General features: G+C 63.2%; 17 protein-coding genes. 12 read left to right on the plus strand and 5 right to left on the minus strand.

All coding sequences use genetic code 11. The annotated features are described in order from the left end of the window. Positions 1-70: 70 nt before the first annotated feature. Positions 71-1,729: a bifunctional ADP-dependent NAD(P)H-hydrate dehydratase/NAD(P)H-hydrate epimerase gene (locus Clow_RS00195; RefSeq protein ID WP_055174656.1), complete on the plus strand. Its 1,659-nt coding sequence runs from the start codon at positions 71-73 to the stop codon at positions 1,727-1,729. Here the strand turns inward: Clow_RS00195 and Clow_RS00200 are convergent. Then, positions 1,699-2,181, minus strand: a complete 483-nt coding sequence (locus tag Clow_RS00200) for a VanZ family protein (protein ID WP_055174657.1) — start codon at positions 2,179-2,181, stop codon at positions 1,699-1,701. The genes Clow_RS00195 and Clow_RS00200 overlap by 31 nt on opposite strands. A gap of 150 nt (positions 2,182-2,331) precedes the next feature. Between Clow_RS00200 and Clow_RS00205 the strand changes: the two genes are divergently transcribed. Further along, complete coding sequence (locus Clow_RS00205; RefSeq protein WP_055174658.1) at positions 2,332-2,820, plus strand: hypothetical protein; 489 nt, start codon at positions 2,332-2,334, stop codon at positions 2,818-2,820. Positions 2,821-2,823: 3 nt separating this feature from the next. Here Clow_RS00205 and leuS read toward each other — a convergent pair whose 3' ends face one another. After that, positions 2,824-5,694, minus strand: coding sequence for a leucine--tRNA ligase (gene leuS, locus Clow_RS00210; protein ID WP_055174661.1), 2,871 nt, complete (start codon positions 5,692-5,694; stop codon positions 2,824-2,826). A gap of 253 nt (positions 5,695-5,947) precedes the next feature. Between leuS and Clow_RS00215 the strand changes: the two genes are divergently transcribed. Beyond that, positions 5,948-7,312, plus strand: coding sequence for an MFS transporter (locus Clow_RS00215; RefSeq protein WP_055174664.1), 1,365 nt, complete (start codon positions 5,948-5,950; stop codon positions 7,310-7,312). A 251-nt stretch (positions 7,313-7,563) separates the two neighbouring features. Here the strand turns inward: Clow_RS00215 and Clow_RS00220 are convergent, their stop codons facing one another. Together Clow_RS00220 and Clow_RS00225 are read right to left on the minus strand one after the other, a co-directional pair. Beyond that, positions 7,564-7,764, minus strand: coding sequence for a hypothetical protein (locus Clow_RS00220; RefSeq protein WP_055174667.1), 201 nt, complete (start codon positions 7,762-7,764; stop codon positions 7,564-7,566). A gap of 105 nt (positions 7,765-7,869) precedes the next feature. Further along, entirely contained in the window at positions 7,870-9,096 is a 1,227-nt protein-coding gene (locus Clow_RS00225; protein WP_055174671.1) for a dicarboxylate/amino acid:cation symporter, read from the minus strand. Positions 9,097-9,335: 239 nt separating this feature from the next. Between Clow_RS00225 and Clow_RS11570 the strand changes: the two genes are divergently transcribed. Continuing rightward, positions 9,336-10,181 carry a hypothetical protein gene (locus Clow_RS11570; protein WP_156334485.1) on the plus strand — a complete coding sequence of 282 codons (846 nt, stop codon included), beginning with the start codon at positions 9,336-9,338 and terminating at the stop codon, positions 10,179-10,181. Positions 10,182-10,265: 84 nt separating this feature from the next. Continuing rightward, positions 10,266-10,436 carry a hypothetical protein gene (locus Clow_RS11875; RefSeq protein WP_169786552.1) on the plus strand — a complete coding sequence of 57 codons (171 nt, stop codon included), beginning with the start codon at positions 10,266-10,268 and terminating at the stop codon, positions 10,434-10,436. Between the two features lie 95 nt (positions 10,437-10,531). Here the strand turns inward: Clow_RS11875 and Clow_RS00235 are convergent, their stop codons facing one another. Further along, positions 10,532-12,220: a dihydroxyacetone kinase family protein gene (locus Clow_RS00235; protein WP_055174679.1), complete on the minus strand. Its 1,689-nt coding sequence runs from the start codon at positions 12,218-12,220 to the stop codon at positions 10,532-10,534. A gap of 53 nt (positions 12,221-12,273) precedes the next feature. Between Clow_RS00235 and Clow_RS00240 the strand changes: the two genes are divergently transcribed. The 7 genes from Clow_RS00240 (at position 12,274) to trpA (ending at position 19,901) form a co-directional block, all read left to right on the plus strand. Continuing rightward, positions 12,274-12,690, plus strand: coding sequence for an SdpI family protein (locus Clow_RS00240; RefSeq protein ID WP_055174683.1), 417 nt, complete (start codon positions 12,274-12,276; stop codon positions 12,688-12,690). Positions 12,691-12,912: 222 nt separating this feature from the next. Then, complete coding sequence (locus Clow_RS00245; protein WP_055174686.1) at positions 12,913-14,472, plus strand: anthranilate synthase component 1; 1,560 nt, start codon at positions 12,913-12,915, stop codon at positions 14,470-14,472. Further along, positions 14,469-15,113, plus strand: coding sequence for an anthranilate synthase component II (locus Clow_RS00250; RefSeq protein ID WP_055174689.1), 645 nt, complete (start codon positions 14,469-14,471; stop codon positions 15,111-15,113). Before Clow_RS00245 ends, Clow_RS00250 begins: the two co-directional genes overlap by 4 nt. Positions 15,114-15,116: 3 nt before the next feature. Continuing rightward, positions 15,117-16,145 carry an anthranilate phosphoribosyltransferase gene (gene trpD / locus Clow_RS00255; RefSeq protein WP_055174692.1) on the plus strand — a complete coding sequence of 343 codons (1,029 nt, stop codon included), beginning with the start codon at positions 15,117-15,119 and terminating at the stop codon, positions 16,143-16,145. Next, on the plus strand, positions 16,135-17,676 hold the full coding sequence (gene trpCF / locus Clow_RS00260; protein WP_055174695.1) for a bifunctional indole-3-glycerol-phosphate synthase TrpC/phosphoribosylanthranilate isomerase TrpF: 1,542 nt from the start codon (positions 16,135-16,137) through the stop codon (positions 17,674-17,676). The genes trpD and trpCF overlap by 11 nt, the downstream gene beginning before the upstream one ends. Positions 17,677-17,679: 3 nt before the next feature. After that, a complete protein-coding gene (trpB, locus tag Clow_RS00265) occupies positions 17,680-19,047 on the plus strand; it encodes a tryptophan synthase subunit beta (RefSeq protein WP_055174697.1) in 1,368 nt (455 codons plus the stop codon). Further along, positions 19,044-19,901 carry a tryptophan synthase subunit alpha gene (gene trpA, locus Clow_RS00270; protein ID WP_055174700.1) on the plus strand — a complete coding sequence of 286 codons (858 nt, stop codon included), beginning with the start codon at positions 19,044-19,046 and terminating at the stop codon, positions 19,899-19,901. Before trpB ends, trpA begins: the two co-directional genes overlap by 4 nt. The last annotated feature ends 39 nt before the right edge of the window (positions 19,902-19,940 follow it).

Here is a 19,940-nt window from a genome sequence, read left to right on the forward strand (position 1 = left end):
AATCTGGGGGTAGGCTTACCTAAATATTCCCCCGCTCCTGGGGAGAAACGAGCGGGTATTATACCAAATTATGAGCCGCATCTACGCAGTAGAACGCATCCGCCGTGCCGAGGCCGTACTCCTGAGCGCTCAAACTCAGCCCGACCAGCTCATACGCGAGGCCGCTCGTGCCGTGGCGTCGGCTGCTGTGGCAATGCTGACTACTACTGTGCGCACCCCGGAGGGATCTGGGTTATCGAACCCGGATGCTCGCGTACTCCTCCTCGTAGGTACCGGGGGCAACGGCGGCGACGCTCTCTATTGCGGCGCCTTCCTCCGCGAACAGGGGATTCAGGTAGACGCCCTGGCCGTGGGAAACACCACCCACGAGGGAGCCACCCGCGCCTTTCTTCAAGCCCGCGGGACCTTTCTTGAGGAGGCCCCGGAGCGCGTGGGGGAGCGGGCCGCCTGGACCTATCACCTGGTGATCGACGGTATTGCGGGGCTCAGCGGCCGCGCCGGACTCCCCGATTCCCAGGCCTGGCTTGCAGATGCACTGACCCATTCTCCGATTCCCGTGCTGGCTATCGACGTCCCCTCGGGACTTCCCGCCGATACCGGGCGCCCGCCCGCACCCCGCGAGGTTTCCTACGAGGGGCGCACGCGCACGGTGGCGGGATTCATCACCGCCACCACCACTCTCACCTTCGGCGGCCTGCGTGGAGCACACGCCGCCCACACGGCGTGCGGCCAGGTGCTCTGCACCGATATTGCTCTAGAAAGCGGCCCCAGCCTGGGCGAATTACTCGATCAACAGGAGGATACGGCCCCCGCTTTTCTCCATCGCTCCATCACTCCGCCCGCCCCCGAGGGGTTCGAGCCGGTGCCACCCATTCCCGTGCTCATCGGAGAATTAGAGCCCGGTGGAAGCGATGATAAATACAGTTCCGGCGTGGTGGGGGTACTCGCCGGTAGTGAGACCTATCTGGGTGCCGGGCTGCTCAGCACCGAGGCGTCCATCCGCGCCACCCCCTCGATGGTGCGCTACATGGGAAAGGAATACCGCACCATCGTGTCCCACCTTCCCGAGGTGGTGGGCACCGCCACTCTGGAAGAAACCGGGCGAGTTCAGGCCTGGGTGGTAGGCCCGGGGCGCGGCACCGACGATCACGCGGCAGCGGAATTGGCCGCTATCCTGCGCCGCCCGGAACCCGTGCTCTGCGATGCCGATGCGCTCACCCTCCTCGCCCAACGCACAGAACTCAGGGAATTGCTTTGCCGACGCCCCCGCGGCACCACCGTGCTCACCCCACACTCCGGTGAGTTTCGGCGGCTCAGCCAGGCCATCGGAATGGAATCCGGTAACGCCCCGCACTGCGTCCCCCACTGGGAGAAGGCCCGCAAATTGTCCACGAAGCTCGGGGCAGTGGTGGTGCTCAAAGGACGCTTTAGCGTGGTGGCACAGGAAAACACCACCGTGATTATCGACGCCGGCCATTCCTGGGCCGCTACCCCCGGTTCCGGGGATGTTCTCTCCGGGCTCCTAGGGGCCTGGCTCGCCCGGATTCCCGACCAAGCCCATCAGGCCTCCGTGATCGCCGTTCATCTTCACGCGGTGGCAAGCCGCATCGCGGCGGAGACTCCCGATGGACCCGCCCCCACCTCGGCCTCCCGGATTGCCGAGGCCATCTCCCGCGCCTCAGCGCGGGAACTACGCGGCTATCGCGCGCTGAGCTCTCCCTGGCGTTGAATCATCCGGCTCTGAACCACCCGGCGCGCTCCCCATGCCCCCATCACGGCCCCCACGGTATTGCACACCAGGTCATCCACATCGCTGTATCCCACGGCAAAGACGTATTGGGCGGTTTCGATCACCGCACTGGTGAGCGCACCCACGCCACCCGCCCTCAGCAGGGAACGCCCGGTTCCCTCATTCCACGCCAGCGCCACGAATACGCCAAGGGGAATAAAGAGCGCCACGTTGCCCACGGTGTTGAGCCACGGCCCCCACCACACCGGGGCGTCGCTGAATCCGTTGAAGAGTTCCACATCAATGCTGCGCTGGTGGTGGGACTCCACGTCCCATACGTCCCCAATGCTCAGTTGCCCTTTGAGAAGCGTCGCGGCGAAGAGGGCTGCGGCATACACCGCAAAAAGAATCGTGCGTGTTCCGCTGCGGCGCTCATCGGTGGAAAAAAGCATGGCGACCAGGGTAGGGGGATGCCCTGTGTTCCCGCTGTACGATCCCCATGTTTCACGTGAAACATCAGAGGAATCTACCTTTGTACCCAATCCTTCCCGACGAGCAATTTTCACGAGGAATATCGGAAGATCTCCATTAGCATGAGCCCCATGAGCGAAGCGAGGGAACCGGGGCCAACGCGAATCGCCACCCATGCCACGGATCGCACTGATCGCCTCGGGACGTTTTATACCTACCGCCCTACCACGATCAAGCGTATTCTCTCCGGAGTCAGCCTAGGAGTGGCCCTCCTCTTTCTCTTTGCGGCCTTCCACGGCATCCGCATCTATCAGGGCCACGATATTATGTGGAATCTCATCGCCGGAATCGTTTTCACCGTATCCACCGGACTCCCCGGTGCATACTGGCTGGCTCATACCCTCCACGACGCCCGCAACATTAAGCGCTGGGCTCTCCGCCACGGCGCCTATGGCACCGATTGGCAGTGGTTAGCGGAAAATAAGGCTGCCACGGAGGAATCACACGAACTCCCTCATCTACCCCCGCTGCCCAAACGCCGGTGGTGGGCGGTGTGGGTCGCCGCCGCGGCGCTCTTCGTCGTGGCGGCTCAGCTGGGGCACAACATGTCCGTGGTCTAAGGACTACTTCACCACCAGGTTCACCATGCGGCCGGGCACCACGATGGTCTTGACCACGTTCTTACCCTCCACATGCTCGGCCACCTTGGGGTCGGCCAGGGCGGCGTCGATAAGCACCTGCTGTTCGGCCTCGGCGGGCACGGTGATGCGGCCTCGCACCTTGCCATTGACCTGCACGGGCAGCTCTACCTCATCGTCCACCAGCCACTTTTCCTCGTGGATGGGGAAGGGGACGAAGGCGATGGTGCCCTCGTGGCCCAGGCGGCTCCACAGTTCCTCCGCGATGTGCGGGGCCACGGGGGAGAGCATGATGGGCAGCGGCTCCACGAGTTCGCGCGGCACCTCGGTGGGGTAGGCCTTGGTGAGGTAATTGACGTACTCGATGAGCTTGGCCACCACCGTGTTGTTGTGCAGGTGGGTGTAGTCCTCGCGCACCCCGGCGATGGTGCGATGCAGGGCCTTGAGGTCGTCCTTGGTGGGGGTGGCCTCGGAGACGGTGAGCGCCCCGGTATCCTCCGCCACGATGAGACGCCACAGGCGTTGCAGGAATCGGTGCGCACCCACAACGTCCTTGGTGGCCCAGGGGCGCGAGGTATCCAGCGGCCCCATCGACATCTCGTACACGCGCAGGGTATCGGCACCGAAGTCACGGCAAATATCATCGGGAGCCACGGCGTTCTTCAGGGATTTACCCATCTTGCCGTACTCCTGCTTCACCTTTTCGCCCTGGTAGAAGAACTCACCATCGCGCTCCTCCACCTCGGCGGCAGGCACGTAGACCCCGCGGGAATCCGTGTAGGCATAAGCCTGGATATACCCCTGGTTGAACAGGCGGCGGTAGGGCTCAGAGGAGGTGACGTAACCGAGGTCAAAGAGCACCTTGTGCCAGAAGCGGGAGTAGAGCAGGTGCAGCACGGCGTGCTCCACGCCGCCCACGTAGAGGTCCACGCCGCCCGGATCCTGCGGACCGTGCTGCTCGGGGCGCGGACCCGTCCAGTAACGCTCGTTTTCAATATCGCAGAAGGCCTGCTCATTGGTGGGGTCGATGTAGCGCAACTGGTACCAGGAGGAACCGGCCCACTGAGGCATGACGTTGGTATCCCGGTAGTAGGTCTGCGGGCCGTCGCCCAGATCCAGCTCCACCTCTACCCAATCGCGCACCTTGGCCAGGGGCGGGTGGGGCTCGGAATCGGCGTCGTTCGGGTCCGCCGCCTCCGGCTTATAATCCTCCACCTCGGGGAGGTTCACCGGCAGCATCTCCTCCGGGAGAGCATGAGCGACGCCCTGGGCGTCGTAGACGATGGGGAAGGGCTCGCCCCAATAGCGCTGGCGGGCAAAGAGCCAATCGCGCAGCTTGTACTGGATACGGCCCCGGCCCGCGCCGCGCTCCTCCAACCATTCAATCGCCTGGGCGATGGCGGTGGGCTTATCCATGCCATTGAGGTCCAGGCCCTCGGCGTTGGCGGAATTGATATGCGCGCCATCGCCCTCGTAGGCCTCCTCGCTGATATTGCCGCCCTCAATCACCGGGCGGATCGGCAGCCCAAAGGCCTGAGCAAACTCATAATCGCGGGGATCGTGGGCGGGCACGGCCATAATCGCACCCGTGCCATAGCCGGTGAGCACATAATCCGCAATGAATACGGGCACCTGCTCCCCATTCACCGGATTGGTGCCATAAGCACCCAGGAATACGCCGGTTTTCTCCTTATTCTCCTGGCGCTCCAAATCGGACTTCGCCGCAATAGCCGCGCGATAAGCCGCCACGGCCTCCTTGGGTGTGGCCTGCCCATAAGTCCAGCGCTCATCAATTCCCTCATAGGAACCGGTACCACCGGCCACCAAGGTATCCACCAATTCATGCTCCGGGGCCAGCACCATATAAGAGGCGCCAAAAAGCGTATCAGGGCGGGTGGTAAATACCGTTAGATCGTGCCCCTGGGATGGGAAGTGAACCTCCGCACCCCGCGAACGGCCAATCCAATTGCGCTGCATGGCCTTAACCTTCTCCGGCCAATCCACATGCTCCAGATCGTCAATAAGACGATCCGAATACGCCGTAATACGCATCATCCACTGAGAAAGGCGCTTGCGGAATACCGGGAAATTACCGCGCTCAGAGCGGCCCTCCGCCGTGACCTCCTCATTGGCCAAGACGGTCCCCAGGCCGGGGCACCAATTCACCATCGAAGAGGAGCGATAAACCAGGCGGAACTCATCAATCACCTTTTGCTTATCCAGGGCGCTCAATTGCGCATACGGCCCCTCAAAGCCCTCCGGCAGCGGCATCTGGCCGCTTTCCAGCATCTCCACGAGTTCATCAATACGGCGGGCCTTGCCCTGCTCCGGGTCAAACCAGGAGTTATAAATCTGAAGGAAAATCCACTGCGTCCACCGATAAAACTCGGGGTCCGTGGTAGCCACGCTGCGGCGGCGGTCATGGCCAAGGCCCAACGCCCCCAACTGGCGCTTCATATTCTCAATATTCGCCATCGTGGTAGTGCGCGGGTGCGTGCCCGTTTGGATGGCATACTGCTCGGCAGGCAAGCCAAAGGCATCATAACCCAAGGTGTGCAGCACATTCTTGCCCAGCGAGCGGTGGAAACGGGCGTAGACGTCCGTAGCGATATAACCCAGCGGGTGCCCCACGTGCAGCCCCGCCCCGGAGGGGTAGGGGAACATGTCTTGGACAAAGAGCTTATCCTCCGGCAGCGCTCCTTCCCCCTGTTCGGGGGCGAGGTCGCCCACTGGATTGGGCGCGTTAAAGGTGCCATTCTCCGCCCAATAACCCTGCCACGATTGCTCAATCTGCGCGGCCAGTTGCGCGGTATAGCGGTGCGGCGGGATAGAAGGGGTATCGCTGGGATTCGTCATGGTTGAACAGTGTAGTAGGTGGGTGGGACACGGCGTGTTGTGCCAGCGAGCAGCGGCTCAACCGCGCGAAGAGCACCCCAAGAAAATACCAAGGAAACCGCAGAGTGGAACCACCGGAACGTCGATAAGCAAAATAAAACTACCCCCGCGCCCCACCCACCATGTAGCCTAAGTAACACTTTATGCCGGAAAAGCGATTCAGGAACAAGCAGCACCGGCAGATTCACCCGACCTCAAAAGGAGGCCACCCGCTTTGACCAGTATAAACTCCGCTCCCGAACTGAGCGCACAGGCGCGCAGGCGCGTGCTCTTTGCCACGACCATCGGCACCGCCGTGGAGTGGTACGACTACTTCCTCTACGCCGCCGCCGCGGGCCTGGTGTTCAACCACCTCTTTTTCAGCGAGGTAGAAGGCGGCCTGGCCTCCATTCTGAGCTACCTCACCGTGGGCCTTTCCTTCCTCTTCCGCCCCTTCGGTGCCTTCCTCGCGGGCTACTTCGGTGACCGCTACGGGCGCCGCGTGGTGCTCATGGTCACACTCTTCGGCATGGGCATCGCCACCACCCTCATCGGTGTGCTGCCCACCTACGAATCCATCGGCATCGCCGCGCCGATCCTCCTCATCATTCTGCGCATCATCCAGGGCATTTCCGCCGGTGGCGAATGGGGCGGCGCGGTGCTGCTCTCCGTGGAGCACGCACCCACCGATAAGCGCGGTTTCTTCGGTTCCTTCCCCCAAATGGGTGTGCCCGCGGGTCTGCTGCTCTCCTCCGGCGTGCTCGCGCTGATGAGCACCATCGCGCCTGGCGACGCCTTCCTGGAATGGGGTTGGCGCGTGCCCTTCCTGCTGAGCATCGTGCTCGTGGCCGTGGGTTACCTGGTGCGCATGGGCGTGGAAGAATCCCCCGTGTTCGCGGAGATCGAGGAACGCAAAAAGACCTCATCTAGCCCCATCTCCGACCTCTTCCGCAAGAGCACTCCGCTGGTGTTTGTGGCCGCCCTGCTCTTTGCCGGTAACAACGCCGTGGGCTACATGACCGCCGGCGGCTACGTGCAAAAGTACGCCTCCAACCCCGAGGGCCCCGTGGCGCTCGACCGCTCCACCGTGCTCTGGGCCGTCACCGCCTCCGCCGTGGCCTGGCTCATCACCACCGGGTTCGCCGGGTGGCTCTCCGACAAGCTGGGCCGCCGCACCACCTACATCGTGGGCTACCTCACCCAGCTCCTCGGCGCCGTGGCGCTCTTCCCCCTCATCAACCTCGGTGGCACCACCATGCTCACCGTGGGTCTGCTGCTGCTCACCGTGGGCCTCGGCCTCACCTACGGCCAGCAATCGGCCACCTACGCCGAACTCTTCCCGGCCTCCATGCGCTTCTCCGGCGTCTCCATCAGCTACGCCATCGGCGCCATCTTCGGCGGCGCGTTCGCCCCCATGATCGCCCAGTGGCTCTACGAAACCACCGGCGGCACCGAGGCCATCTCCATGTACCTCGCCTTTATGACCATCGTGGGCCTGGCCGCCGCTCTCGTGCTGCGCGACCGCACCGGCATCCCGCTCGGCCCCGACCACGAGGAAGAGCAGGCGGTATCGCCGCTGCGCTTCCACAAAGTCGGGTAGAGGCTGCGTTCCTGCCGCTTTGGCTTATCAAACTTTGCTTATCGACGGCGCCTGAGTGAGGCTTGCACTTGGGTATCGGTAGTACACCATAACCCGGCTCCACTCTTGTTCGGCTCCTCAGAATAGAAAAGCTCCCCGCAGTGAATGGCTGATTGCTTCAGTCCACCTACGGGGAGCATTTCTTTTGGTGGAGAGCATGATGTACTGGGGCTGACCTCTCTCCTCAGTACGCTCTCCTATAAAGATGTCCACTATGCAGAGTCATTCTTATTTTTCTCTTGCACAATAATTACCATGATATTAATAAAAGAGAGGAAACCTATCATCATGGATAAGGGAGAAAAGAGAGCCTGAGAAAAATTACCGTCCGCAACGAAGAGCATGATAATGAAAATAAACACCCAGCTGCCAAGAGACATGGCAATGCGGATTTTTGGACTGATACGGGACATGTAACCTCCTGCTAGGAGGATACTGCCGTGTCCCTGTAGGCGCTACCAATAGCAGCCCGGGCACTTTTGCGCCCTGGGCGATGCTTGGCGCTTGATGCTTGGCGCTTAAGCCGCACTCGGGGCCGCCTCGCCCTCCTCCAACGTGTTCTCCTCCTCCGGGAGATCGTTGCGGGCGAACTTGTTGATGATGAGCGCAATCGCGCCGTCGCCCGTGACATTCGCGGCAGTACCAAAGGAATCAATGGCGATGTAGGCGGCGATCATCAGGGCCACCTGGTCGTCGCTAAAGCCCAACATGCTGCTCAGCAGCGCCACCGCCGCCATCACGCCGCCGCCCGGCACACCGGGGGCCGCGATCATCGTGATGCCCAGCATGAAGATGAAGCCCACTGCCAGGCCCACGGATACCTCCATGCCCGACATGTACACGATGGCGAAGGCGAAAAGCGTCAGCTTCATCATCGAGCCCGCCAGGTGAATCATGGCGCACAGCGGCACCACAAAGCCCGCCACATTGGAGGCCACGCCGTTCTTACGCACCGCACGGTACGTGACCGGAATGGTGGCCGCCGAGGAGGCCGTACCCAGCGCCGTACCATAGGCCGGGAGCATGGTGCGCAGCGCACGCAGCGGGTTCGTGCCCGTGAGCGCGCCCGCCAGGCAGAATTGCAGCACCAGGTACACCAGCGTCATCACCGTGGCTAGCACCAGCACCTTGCCGAAGGCCACCAGGGTATCCACCAGATTGCCGTTCATACCCAGGTTCAGGAACATGCCGAAGATGAACAGCGGCAACAGCGGAACAATGAAGGAACTCACCACCTTCATCACGATCTGCTCCAACTCGCGGGTAGCGTTATACAGGCGATCCGCCTTCATCGTGGCCATCGCCACGCCCAAGCAGAAGGCCAAGAGCAGGGCACTCATCAGTTCCAAGGGCGGCGGCATCTCCACCGTGAAGTACGGAGCAATCGCCCCGGCCTCAATGTCGGAAACGTTGGTGTCCAGGCGCTCTCCGGCCAGCAGCGAGGGATACACCCCGCGCGCCACGCCATAGGCCAGCAAGCCGGACAAGACCGTGGAGGTGTACGCCACCCCCGTGGTGATCGCCAACCACTTGCCCGCGCCGCGCCCCAGGCCCGCGATGGCCGGGGTAATCAGCGCGAAAATCAGCAGCGGGACGAAGAAGCCCAGGAAGTTCGAGAACAGACCATTGAAGGTGATGAACACCCTGGCCAGGGCCTCCGGGAAAAAGAAGCTACACGAGATGCCCAAGATGATGGCCACAACCACCCTAAAGAGCAACGAGGAAGCCATGCGCCTGAAATCCATGTGATCCTGCGCTTTCTAACTATCGACGTCGGGCACGGCGCCGCACTATCGACGCCGCAGGTAGACCGTTAGATTACAAGATCGGTGGGGGAGGGGGATAACTGCTTGGGGGGAGGGGGAGGGCACTTACGACGTGCTCGGTACCCCAAGAGATCCATCGTTCTGTATAATTTTCTCCTAGCAACTGTCACAGAATCTCAGGCCGGCAGATGCTAAGAAAAATTAACTCATATCGGGGGATGAAAATTAATATCATGGGGTACCCATTTTCAAACAAAATACATAAGGAGCCCGTCCTTCCCGAGCCAACCTGGGCAAGGAACATAGCAAGCATCAATCCTGTAGTACTCAATGCAGCAATAGCTATATCATCAATACTTGCAAGCAGCTTTTTTAATAAAAACTGGATAGCCTTTGCGCTCGCTCTCGCAATTATCATTGCATGCTTCATCCTGGACAATCTTAGAGACCGTCGCAATTTTTCACTAGAGGAAGAATGGGACAAAACCCAAAGAGACGCCATAGAATCAATCATAAAGACCCTCACGGATGGCACTCAAGGAATTGGCGACGCACTCCACATTTCCGATAAGAAAGAGCGAGACAAACAGATCGCGGCCGCACGAAAAGCGATCATGTCAGTGGTCAGAGAGCGCATTGGCCCGAATGAGGGAGTCCGGGCAAACCTATTCGAGGTCCATAGTGACGATCCCATAGAGCTAAAGGCGTCCCCTTTTGTTCACGGCGGGCGCCAAAATCACCATTCGAGTCGAAGATTTACCCTGGAAGATGAGTCACTTCGCATTGCTGTGGAAAGCAATCAAGGAAGATACGAACCCGACACGACAGATTTTTCAGATACAAATGGGAAACCGCTGGAGTATGGATGCTTTGCCGTCATGCCAGTAAGCACCGGGGATAAACTATTTAGATTGCTAACCGTCGATTCGGAATACCCGTGGGATATTGACAATTTCCACGGGAAAATCCTTCTGAATCACTTTGCATCTCTCCTATGTCTTACGTACATAAAAGACGAAAATGCAAAGTCAATCCCCATCGCAACAGCACGCGATACGGAGTGACTGACAGTGGAAAATTGAAGTGGAAGCTTCTAGGATAGGCAACAGACCATTCAACCACACGCCATACTGTGAAGGGGTGCACTGATGAGCCGTATAAAGGGCGAACTTTTTGATGCCCACCGTCAAGATCGAATCCGCTTGCTCCAAGAGGACCCTGCTCGATACTTCGAAAACGCTCCCCGCTTAACCTTTCGCTTTGCGGAATCCGATGCCGAGGAACGCGCCGCTCGGCGCCGCCGCAACCAAAAATCATAAGGGGATAATCCCACCAACGGTAGGCTCACGGTATCTGATGCTTTGAGCTTCACCACACAGCAAAAAACGCATGGTCAGCTCCTAACGGCTTAGCATCACTCCCCAAACACCCACGCCACCAACAAAGCCCCAGGATCAATAACACCCTTGGAGGCCTCACCCACGTAGGAGGCCCGCCCCTTCTTCGCGGTCATATTCCGCGTTGATTCGGCCCCTTCTTCTGCGGCGCGGTGTGCGGCGGCAAGAGCCTCTTCCCATTCCGCTTCACTTACGCTTCCACTGGCTCCACCGGCCCCATCAGAGCCAGTAGCCACACCGCCGACCACCCCCGCCACGGCTTCGGCGGCGGGCAGGAGGGCGTCGAGAAGCGTCCCGTCCCCACGCTGCGCGCCACCGAGCTCCGCAATCGCCGCGCAGGCGCGGTCAAGCCCCGTGGCGAGCCCGGCGGGAGAGTCCTCCTCACGTAGGGCAGCGGCGAGTTCGCGGAAGAGGGTACCCAGCACCGCACCGGAGGTTCCACCGGAGCGAATGAGGAAGCGGCGCGAGAGCCCGTCGAGCACTTCGGGGTTGGGGCCGCGCAGGGGGAGGGCGATGTCTACCAAGGCGGCCTCCATATTGGTGCCAAAGTCTCCGTCGCCGGCCAAGCGGTCGAGTTCGGTGAGGTGTCCGCTGCCCTCCTGAACGCGGCGCACAAAACCACTGAGCCAGGTGTTTTCCGCGCCCTCGGTGGGCAGGGTGTCCTCGGCGTGCAGCCGGGCGGGTTCGCAATGGGCCTTGTCACTGATGCGTTGGGGCCAGGCGGGCGCGGTGGTGGGGGCGTCGATAAGGTCTATAATCTCGCTGGTGGCGCGGCTGAGCGTGAGGGAGGCTCCGGCCATGTTCACGGAGGTGACATAGTTGCCCACCAGGTTGCGCCGCACGATGATGCCGCGCTGCGCCAGCCAGTTCAGGGCCTCCCCCAGGAGCAGGTGCAGTTCCAGGGAGGAGGTGCCACCCAGGCCATTGAACAGCAGAATCACCTCTTCCCCCTCGTGCAGATCGAGGGAATCTGCCACCGACCCCAGCAGACGCTCCACGATCTCGGCGGCCGGGGCGGCCTGTTCGCGGGAGGTGCCGCGCTCGCCGTGGATACCCACGCCCACCTCCATCTCTCCCTCACCAAGGTTAAAGGTCTGTTCCCCGGTGGTGGGCAGGTGCCCCGGCGCGAGGGCCACGGCCATGCTGCGGGAGTTATCGGCCACCCACTGCGCGAGGTCGGCCACAGCGTCGATGGTATCGCCGCGCTGGGCAGCGGCTCCGGCTATCTTCTCCACCAGAATGGTGGCGGCGGTACCTCGGCGGCCGGGGCCGTCGCCCGTTCCCTCGGTGGCCACGTCCTCGGCCACGCGCACCTCGCGGGTGGGCACGGTGCTGAGCGCCTGGCGGGCCACGCGGAAGTTCATCACGTCGCCGGTGTAGTTCTTCACCACGTGGAGCACACCCGCACCCTGATCGGCCCAGCGGGTGGCCTCGGTGATTTGCACGGCGTTGGGGGAGGTGAAGAGCAGGCCGGGGCACACGGCGCTGAGCATGCCGGTGCCGAGGAAGCCCGCGTGGAGGGGTTCGTGACCGGAGCCACCGCCGGAGATCACGGCCACGCGCGGGCGGTCGGGGCGCGGGGCGTCGTGAGCGATGAAGCCGCGTTCGTCCCAGCGGGCCTCGGGGTGGGCGGCGATGATGCCACCGAGGGCCTGGGGAAGGAAGTCGGCGGCGGAGTTGCGGAAGGAGGGGAGTGGGGTGTTCATGGCTTCGAGGGTAACCGCGCGGCGGGGGATCGTGGAGGCATAGAATGAGCAGCATGATCTTTGGCGTGATTCTGCTTGTCCTCGGCCTCATCCTCACCGTGATCGGTGGCCTCGCGTGGGCGGCCAAACTCCCTGGCAACGGGGTGGTGGGGATTCGCGTGCCCGAGGTGCGCAAGAGCCAGGACCTGTGGGAACTCGCGCACCGCATCGCCGGGCCTTTTTGGACCCTGGGCGGAATCGCGCTGATTTTCGGCGCCTGTTTTTCCTTCATCGCGCAGGGTTGGCTGTGGCTGCTGCCGGTGCTCACGGTGCTCATCGCCCTGGTGGCGATAGGGGCGGGTGCCGGGAAGGCCGCGCACGCGGTGGCAGTTATCGACGCCCGCCGTATGATCGAGGCGGAAACCGGCGGACCGAAGCCCGCGGTGGACATGGACGCGCTGCGTCGCGCCGCCCGCGCCTCCGATAACTAAAGCCCTTGCCTATTACCCATACCACTGACTAGGATAGCGGTGTGACGTTGACCATTATTCCCTCTATGCAGTGGTGGTGGCACGCTTCCTAGCGGGCCGCCCTTCTCACGTATCACCTCCGGCTCGCGGGCTTCCCCCAGGAAGCAGCGGGCCTTCCGCATATCTGGGGGCATGAGGGCCCGCTTCACCGCAAAACCAATAAATCACCCAAGGATGAAGCACATGACTCAAGGTACCGAACCATACATTGTTGATCGTCAAGTGACGTATCACGAGGACGCCTCCGCGCTCTTCCATGCCCTCGGCGGAACCGAAACCGAGGGCGGCGCACTGCTCGAAAGCGCGGACATCTCCACCCGCTCCGGCATTAGTTCCCTCGCGGTCCTCGATTCCTCCCTGCGGCTCACCTGCGAGGGGCAGCGCGTGCACCTCACCGCGCTCACACCTTCCGGGGAAAATATCGCCGCCTTCCTCCGTGATTCCCTCGCGCAATATCGGGAAGGGGAGGGGTTCCGCTTTCCGCTTTCCGACGCCGCCGAGGAGGCCGAGCGCCTCACCGCCACGAGCACCGTGGAGCCACTGCGCCGCCTCGTAGAGGCCCAAGGTTACCCCGAGGGCCTGCCTCTTCTGCTGGGCGGCATGGCCTTTGATTACCTCGATACCTTCGAGAATCTGCCCGCCGTGGCAGACTCCGCTAATACCTACCCCGATTATCAGTTCCATCTGGCCGAGGTGGTGCTAGAAATTAACCACCGCGAGCACACCGCCACCCTGCGTGGCATCGCCGTGGGGGAGGAGCAGGAGGAGGCCCTGCGCCGCCGAGTGGAAGAACTAGCCCAGCGCATCGAGATGTTTCACGTGAAACATGCCCCCTCTCCAGGAACCTCCGGTGGCACCCTCCGAGTGCAAGCACAGACCTCCGACGCCCAATTCCGCGCCCAGGTGGAAGAACTCAAAGGAAACATCGAGAACGGCGACATCTACCAGGTGGTACCCGCTCGTTCCTTCACCGCTGAGTGTCCCGACGCCTTTGCCGCTTACCGGCACCTGCGCACCACCAACCCCAGCCCCTACATGTTTTACCTGCGCGGGGTCTCCCTCGATGGCCGCGCCTACGAACTCTTCGGCGCCTCCCCGGAATCGAACCTCAAGTTCGAGGCCACCAACCGCAGCCTCCAGCTCTATCCCATCGCCGGAACCCGCCCGCGCGGACTCAACCCGGACGGCTCCATCAACCACGAGCTCGATATTCGCAACGAACTAGCTATGCGTACCGACGCCAAGGAACTGGCCGAGCACACCATGCTCGTGGACCTCGCCCGCAATGATCTTGCCCGCGTGGCCGAGGTGGGCACCCGCCGCGTGGCCGACCTCCTCCAGGTGGATCGCTACTCCCGCGTCATGCACCTTGTTTCCCGAGTCACGGCCACCCTCGCGCCCGGCCTCGATGCCCTCGATGCTTACCGCGCCTGCATGAACATGGGCACCCTCACCGGGGCCCCGAAGTTGCGTGCCACGGAGTTGCTGCGGGGCGTCGAAAAGCAAAGGCGAGGCTCCTACGGTGGTGCCGTGGGATACCTGCGTGGGGGAGGGGACATGGATACCTGCATCGTGATTCGCTCCGCCTTTGTGCAGGACGGCACCGCCGTGGTGCAGGCCGGGGCGGGCGTGGTGCGTGATTCCGACCCCCAAGCCGAGGCCGACGAAACCCTGCACAAGGCCTATGCCGTGCTCCACGCCCTCGCCCTGGCTCAGGCCAAGAATCTGGAGGTGATCCGATGAACCCCGCCCACATCGTGCTCATAGATAACCACGATTCCTTTGTATACAACCTCGTCGATGCTCTGCGCGGCGGCGGGCACCGCTGCACGGTATTCCGCAATACCATCGCGCCCGAGGAGGTCTTTGCCGCCCGCCCCGACCTCATCGTGCTCTCTCCCGGCCCCGGCCACCCCCGCCAAGCCGGGGCCATGATGGAGGTACTGGCGCAGGCATTGGACCAGCAGATTCCCGTGCTGGGCATCTGCCTGGGATTCCAGGCGATCCTCGAACACTTCGGCGGCAGCGTCGTGCCCTGCGGGCCGGTTCACGGCACCACCGACGTCATGCGCCTCACCGAGGCCGCCGCCACCTCCGAGATTTTCCACGGGCTTACTATCGACGCCGAGCCCGACCACCCCGAGGACCCCGGCCATGCCGTACCCGTGGCCCGCTATCACTCCCTGGGTTGCACCACCGTGCCAGACGGCATGGAGGCCCTGGGGTGGTCCTCCTCCCGCATCGGGGAAGTGGTCATGGCCGCCCGCTGCGTCGAGCAGCCCGCCATCGGCCTGCAATTCCACCCGGAATCGGTGCTCAGCCCCAGCGGCCCGATTCTGCTGGACCGCCTCATCGCTCACCTCTTGGAATCCCGGAAGGATTAACCCATGACCAACCCCGAATCCCTGCGCGCGCTCACCGCCTTTCTGGATAACCCCAACCCCACGGCCGAGCAGGTCCAAGAGGTCTTTACCCCGCTCACCGTGGGGGAGTACGACGACGTACATATCGCCGCCCTACTCACCGGGATTCGCACCCGCGGGGAAACCCGCGCCGACCTCCTCGGGGCGGCGCGTGCCTTCCTCGCTGCCGGGCGGCCCTTTCCCATCACCGGGAAGGGAATCACCGATACCGCCGGAACAGGTGGCGATGGTCTGAATACCATCAACATCACCACCGGGGCCTCGCTCATCGCCGCCGCCGGGGGAGTGACGATGATTAAGTGCGGTAACCGCTCCGTCTCCTCCGCCTCCGGCTCCGCCGACGTCCTCGAAGCCATGAACATCCCCCTGGACCTCGACCCCGAACGCGCCGTGCGGCAGTTCCAGGCCTCCCGCTTCACCTTCCTCTTCGCCCCGGCCTATCACCCCGCCATCGCCCACGTGCAACCGGTGCGCCGAGCCCTCAAAATCTCCACCATCTTCAACACCCTGGGCCCCGTGCTCTCCCCGGCGCGCCCGGAGTTTGAAATCATGGGCGTGGCCCAACCACGCATGGGGCGCATGCTGGCCGAGGTATTTAGGGAGTTAGGCCGCACCCGCGCCCTGGTGGTGCACGGCTCCGGGGCCGATGAGATCGCCGTGTGGGGCCCCACCCAGGTATGGGAACTCACCCCCACCGGGGAGATCGAGGAGTACACGCTCACCCCCGCCGAGATGGGCCTGGGCACACACTCCCTCGACGCCCTCGTGGGCGGTGATGCCCAGGAGAACGCCCGGCACCTCTACGCGGCTTTTGAGGGCACCGGCCCCGCTGCGCACCGGGAGGCCCTGGCGGCCTCGGCCGGAGCGATGTTCTACGTATCCGGCCACGCCGCCAGTATCCGCGAGGGCGTGGAGCGCGCCCTTTCCACGATGTCCGAGGGCACCGTCAATGAATGGTTGCACACCCACGAGGAGGCGAACTATGCCGGCTAATCTGCCCACTGTTCTAGAGGGAATCGTGACCGCGCGGCGCGGGCACCTAGAGGAGATTCTCGCCCGCATCGCCCACGTGAACCCCCGCGATCTTTCGCGCTCCGAGCGTTCCCTGTATCGCGCGCTGGGGGGCTCGGAGGCTGAGGATAGGGCTGGCACGGGGCCGGGTGAGGTGCCCGCGACTGCCGCCCGCACCAACCGCTTCATCATGGAGTGCAAATCTTCCTCCCCCTCCCTGGGCATGATCCGGGAGCACTACGAGCCGGGCGAGATCGCCTCGGTGTACTCCCGCTACGCCTCGGCCATCTCGGTGCTCTGCGAGCCGGAGCGCTTCGGCGGCGATTACGACCACCTGGCCACGGTGGCAGCCACCACGCACCTGCCGGTGCTTTGCAAGGACTTCATCATCGACGAGGTGCAGGTGCACGCCGCCCGCTACTTTGGCGCAGATGCCATCCTGCTCATGCTCTCCGTGCTGGACGACGCCACCTATCGAGCCCTCGCCGCCGAGGCCGAGCGCCTGGGGCTCGACGTACTCACCGAGGTGATCGACGAGGAGGAGGTGCGCCGCGCCCTGAACTTGGGGGCCCGCATCGTGGGCATCAACCACCGCAATCTCCACGACCTCTCCATCGACCTCTCCCGCTCGCAGCGCTTGGCGGCCCTGCTGCCCCCGGAGGTGGTGGTGGTGTCGGAGTCCGGTATCCGCGACCACCGCACGGTGGCGCACCTGGGCGCTCACTCTCACGCCTTCCTCGTGGGGTCCCAACTCACGGGGCAGCCCGATATTGACCGCGCGGCGCGACGCCTGGTCTTTGGTGATAACAAAGTCTGCGGGCTCCAGCGCCCCTCCGCCACTCAGGCCGCCCGCGCGGCCGGGTCTCTCTATGGTGGTCTCATCTTCGAGGAAGCCTCGCCCCGCAATGTTTCACGTGAAACCGCGCTTCGTATCATCGCAGCCGAGCCCGGCCTAGATTACGTGGCCGTCTCCCGGCGCACCTCCGGGTGGGGAGAGCTAATTGAGGGCCTGCCCGTGGCCGCCATTCAGGTTCACGCCCCCTTGCAGGGTTCCCTCGCAGAGGAGGAGAGTCTACTTCGCTCCATTCGCGCGGACCTCGACGCCCACGGCGGCGAACAGGTACAGATCTGGCGGGCCGTCTCCATGACCGCCCCGGAGGGACCAGGGGTAGCGCAGGGCCTCGTGCCCCTCATCGAAGAATCTCTCGTACACCGGCTGGTCCTCGATTCCGGCTCCGGTGGCACCGGCCATGCCTTCGATTGGAGCCGTATCCCGGTGGAGGTGCGCCGCCTTTCCCTCCTCGCCGGGGGACTAAACCCCGAGAATCTTTCTCAGGCCCTCGCCGTGGATTGCCTGGGGGTGGACCTCAATTCCGGTGTGGAATACGGCCCGCAGGCCGGAGCCTGGGCAGGGGAGAAGGACGCCGCCGCCATCACCCAGGCCTTCCGCCTTATCCGTTCCTACAGCCACCAAGCCGACTACCAACCACAGCAGCAACCTCAGAAGGGATAACCTATGACTTCCTCGCACCCCCTCCTACCCGCATACTTCGGGGAGTTCGGCGGCCAGTTCGTCCCCGAGTCCCTCATTCCCGCCCTAGACCAGCTGGAACAGGCCTTCGTCGATGCCCTGGCCGATGAGGCCTTCATGGAAGAGTATCGCGGCCTGCTCCGCGATTACCTGGGGCGGCCCACCCCACTCACCGAGTGCCGCAATGTTCCACGTGAAACATCGGGGAACGGCGCGGGCGCTGCGAGCGACGCAGGGGACCAGAGCGGCACAGGCGACAAAAGCGACCCGAGCGAAGCAAACAGTTCAAACAGCCCAGCCGAGGCCGGGAGCCCAAGCACCCCAGCCACCACAGAAAAACCCACAATCCGCATCTTCCTCAAACGCGAGGATCTAGTGCATGGCGGCGCCCACAAGACCAACCAGGTGATCGGCCAGATTCTCCTGGCCAAGAAGATGGGCAAAAAGCGCATTATCGCGGAAACCGGGGCCGGGCAGCACGGCACCGCCACGGCCCTGGCCTGCGCGCTACTAGGCATGGAGTGCGTGATTTATATGGGCACCAAGGACGTGGAGCGTCAGCAACCCAACGTTTATCGCATGAAGCTCCACGGAGCCACCGTGGTACCCGTGGATACCGGCTCGGGCACCCTCAAGGACGCCGTGAATGAGGCCCTGCGCGATTGGACGGCCACTTTCCACGAGTCCCATTACCTCCTGGGCACCGCGGCCGGACCGCATCCTTTCCCCACCATCGTCAAGGAGTTTCACCGCGTCATTTCCCAGGAGGCCAAGGAGCAGATCGTGGAGCGCACCGGCGGATTGCCCGATGTGGTGGTGGCCTGCGTGGGTGGTGGTTCCAATGCCATCGGCATGTTTGCGGAGTTCATTGATGAGCCCTCCGTGGAGTTAGTCGGCGCGGAACCGGGCGGCGAGGGCCTTGATTCCGGCCGCCACGGCGCCACCATCAATAACGGCCAAGTGGGTATCCTTCACGGCGCGCGTTCTTACCTCATGCGTACCGCGGAGGGCCAGGTGGAGGAGTCCTATTCCATCTCCGCGGGCCTGGATTATCCCGGCGTGGGCCCGGAGCATGCCCACCTTTCCGCCACCGGCCGCGCTCAATACGTGGGTATCACCGATGCCGAGGCCCTAGAGGCCTTCCAGATTCTGGCCCGCCGGGAGGGTATTATCCCGGCCCTGGAATCCTCCCACGCCTTCGCCTATGCCCTCAAGCGCGCCCGCACCGCCCAGGAGGAGGGTAAGGATCTCACCATCCTGGTTTCTCTTTCCGGGCGCGGTGATAAGGACGTAGACCACGTGCGCCGCACCCTCGATGCCCACCCCGAACTCGTCTTGGAGGAAAACCGATGAGCCGCTTTGATACCCTCTTCTCCCGCCTTCACGATGAAGGGGCCTTCGTTCCCTTCCTCATGCTGGGCGATCCTTCTCCCAAAGATTCTCTCGCCATCGTGCGCACCCTCGTGGCCGCCGGTGCCGACGCCCTGGAACTCGGCGTTCCCTTTTCCGATCCGGTGGCCGATGGCCCCACCATTCAGGCCTCTCACGTCCGCGCCTTGGCCGGAGGAGTGGGTCTGACCGAGGCCTTGGAGCAGATTCGTGCCATTCGTGCGGAGTTTCCCCGCCTGCCCCTGGGCATGTTGGTTTACGGCAACGTTCCCTTTGCTCGGGGCCTGGACACCTTCTATCAGGAGTTTGCCGAGGCCGGGGCGGACGCGATTTTGCTCCCCGATATTCCCGTGCGCGAGGGTGCCCCCTTCATCGCGGCCGCCGAGCGCGCGGGGATCGACCCCGTGTTCATCGCCCCGGCCCAGGCCTCCGAGGAGGTTTTGGAGGCCGTGGCCACCCACTCCCGCGGGTACATCTACGCCGTGTCCCGCGATGGGGTGACAGGGACGGAGAAGCAGTCTCAAACCACGGGGCTGCGGGAGGCCGTGGAGCACGTCGCTCGTTTCGATGGTGCCCCCATTCTTCTCGGTTTCGGCATCTCCCAGCCGGAGCATGTGCGGGCCGCGATTCAGGCCGGGGCTGCCGGTGCCATTACTGGCTCCGCGATTACGAGGATCGTCGAAAAGCATTGTGTGCCCGATCCCGAGCGTCCCTCTCACTCTGAGCACGGGGTGCCGGCCTCCAAGGTGGGGGACCCGGAGGCGTTGCGCGCGGAGCTGGGGGAGTACGTGCGGGCGATGAAAAAGGCAACACTGTGACGTAACCTCACTTAGGTTCCGCTTGCTTTTCCCACACGC

It is taken from the genome of Corynebacterium lowii (genome assembly GCF_001412085.1).
Classification (GTDB): Bacteria; Actinomycetota; Actinomycetes; order Mycobacteriales; family Mycobacteriaceae; genus Corynebacterium; species Corynebacterium lowii.

Bases quoted from the DNA above. Each gene is read 5' to 3' on its own strand.
- Clow_RS11570 (WP_156334485.1), top strand. From the start codon at position 9,336: ATGAAAATTAATATCATGGGGTACCCATTTTCAAACAAAATACATAAG.
- Clow_RS00240 (WP_055174683.1), top strand. From the start codon at position 12,274: ATGATCTTTGGCGTGATTCTGCTTGTCCTCGGCCTCATCCTCACCGTG.
- Clow_RS00235 (WP_055174679.1), bottom strand. From the start codon at position 12,220: ATGAACACCCCACTCCCCTCCTTCCGCAACTCCGCCGCCGACTTCCTT.
- leuS (WP_055174661.1), bottom strand. From the start codon at position 5,694: ATGACGAATCCCAGCGATACCCCTTCTATCCCGCCGCACCGCTATACC.
- Clow_RS00195 (WP_055174656.1), top strand. From the start codon at position 71: ATGAGCCGCATCTACGCAGTAGAACGCATCCGCCGTGCCGAGGCCGTA.
- Clow_RS11875 (WP_169786552.1), top strand. From the start codon at position 10,266: ATGAGCCGTATAAAGGGCGAACTTTTTGATGCCCACCGTCAAGATCGA.
- Clow_RS00200 (WP_055174657.1), bottom strand. From the start codon at position 2,181: ATGCTTTTTTCCACCGATGAGCGCCGCAGCGGAACACGCACGATTCTT.
- Clow_RS00245 (WP_055174686.1), top strand. From the start codon at position 12,913: ATGACTCAAGGTACCGAACCATACATTGTTGATCGTCAAGTGACGTAT.
- trpD (WP_055174692.1), top strand. From the start codon at position 15,117: ATGACCAACCCCGAATCCCTGCGCGCGCTCACCGCCTTTCTGGATAAC.
- trpCF (WP_055174695.1), top strand. From the start codon at position 16,135: ATGCCGGCTAATCTGCCCACTGTTCTAGAGGGAATCGTGACCGCGCGG.
- trpB (WP_055174697.1), top strand. From the start codon at position 17,680: ATGACTTCCTCGCACCCCCTCCTACCCGCATACTTCGGGGAGTTCGGC.
- Clow_RS00225 (WP_055174671.1), bottom strand. From the start codon at position 9,096: ATGGATTTCAGGCGCATGGCTTCCTCGTTGCTCTTTAGGGTGGTTGTG.
- Clow_RS00205 (WP_055174658.1), top strand. From the start codon at position 2,332: ATGAGCGAAGCGAGGGAACCGGGGCCAACGCGAATCGCCACCCATGCC.
- Clow_RS00220 (WP_055174667.1), bottom strand. From the start codon at position 7,764: ATGTCCCGTATCAGTCCAAAAATCCGCATTGCCATGTCTCTTGGCAGC.
- Clow_RS00250 (WP_055174689.1), top strand. From the start codon at position 14,469: ATGAACCCCGCCCACATCGTGCTCATAGATAACCACGATTCCTTTGTA.
- trpA (WP_055174700.1), top strand. From the start codon at position 19,044: ATGAGCCGCTTTGATACCCTCTTCTCCCGCCTTCACGATGAAGGGGCC.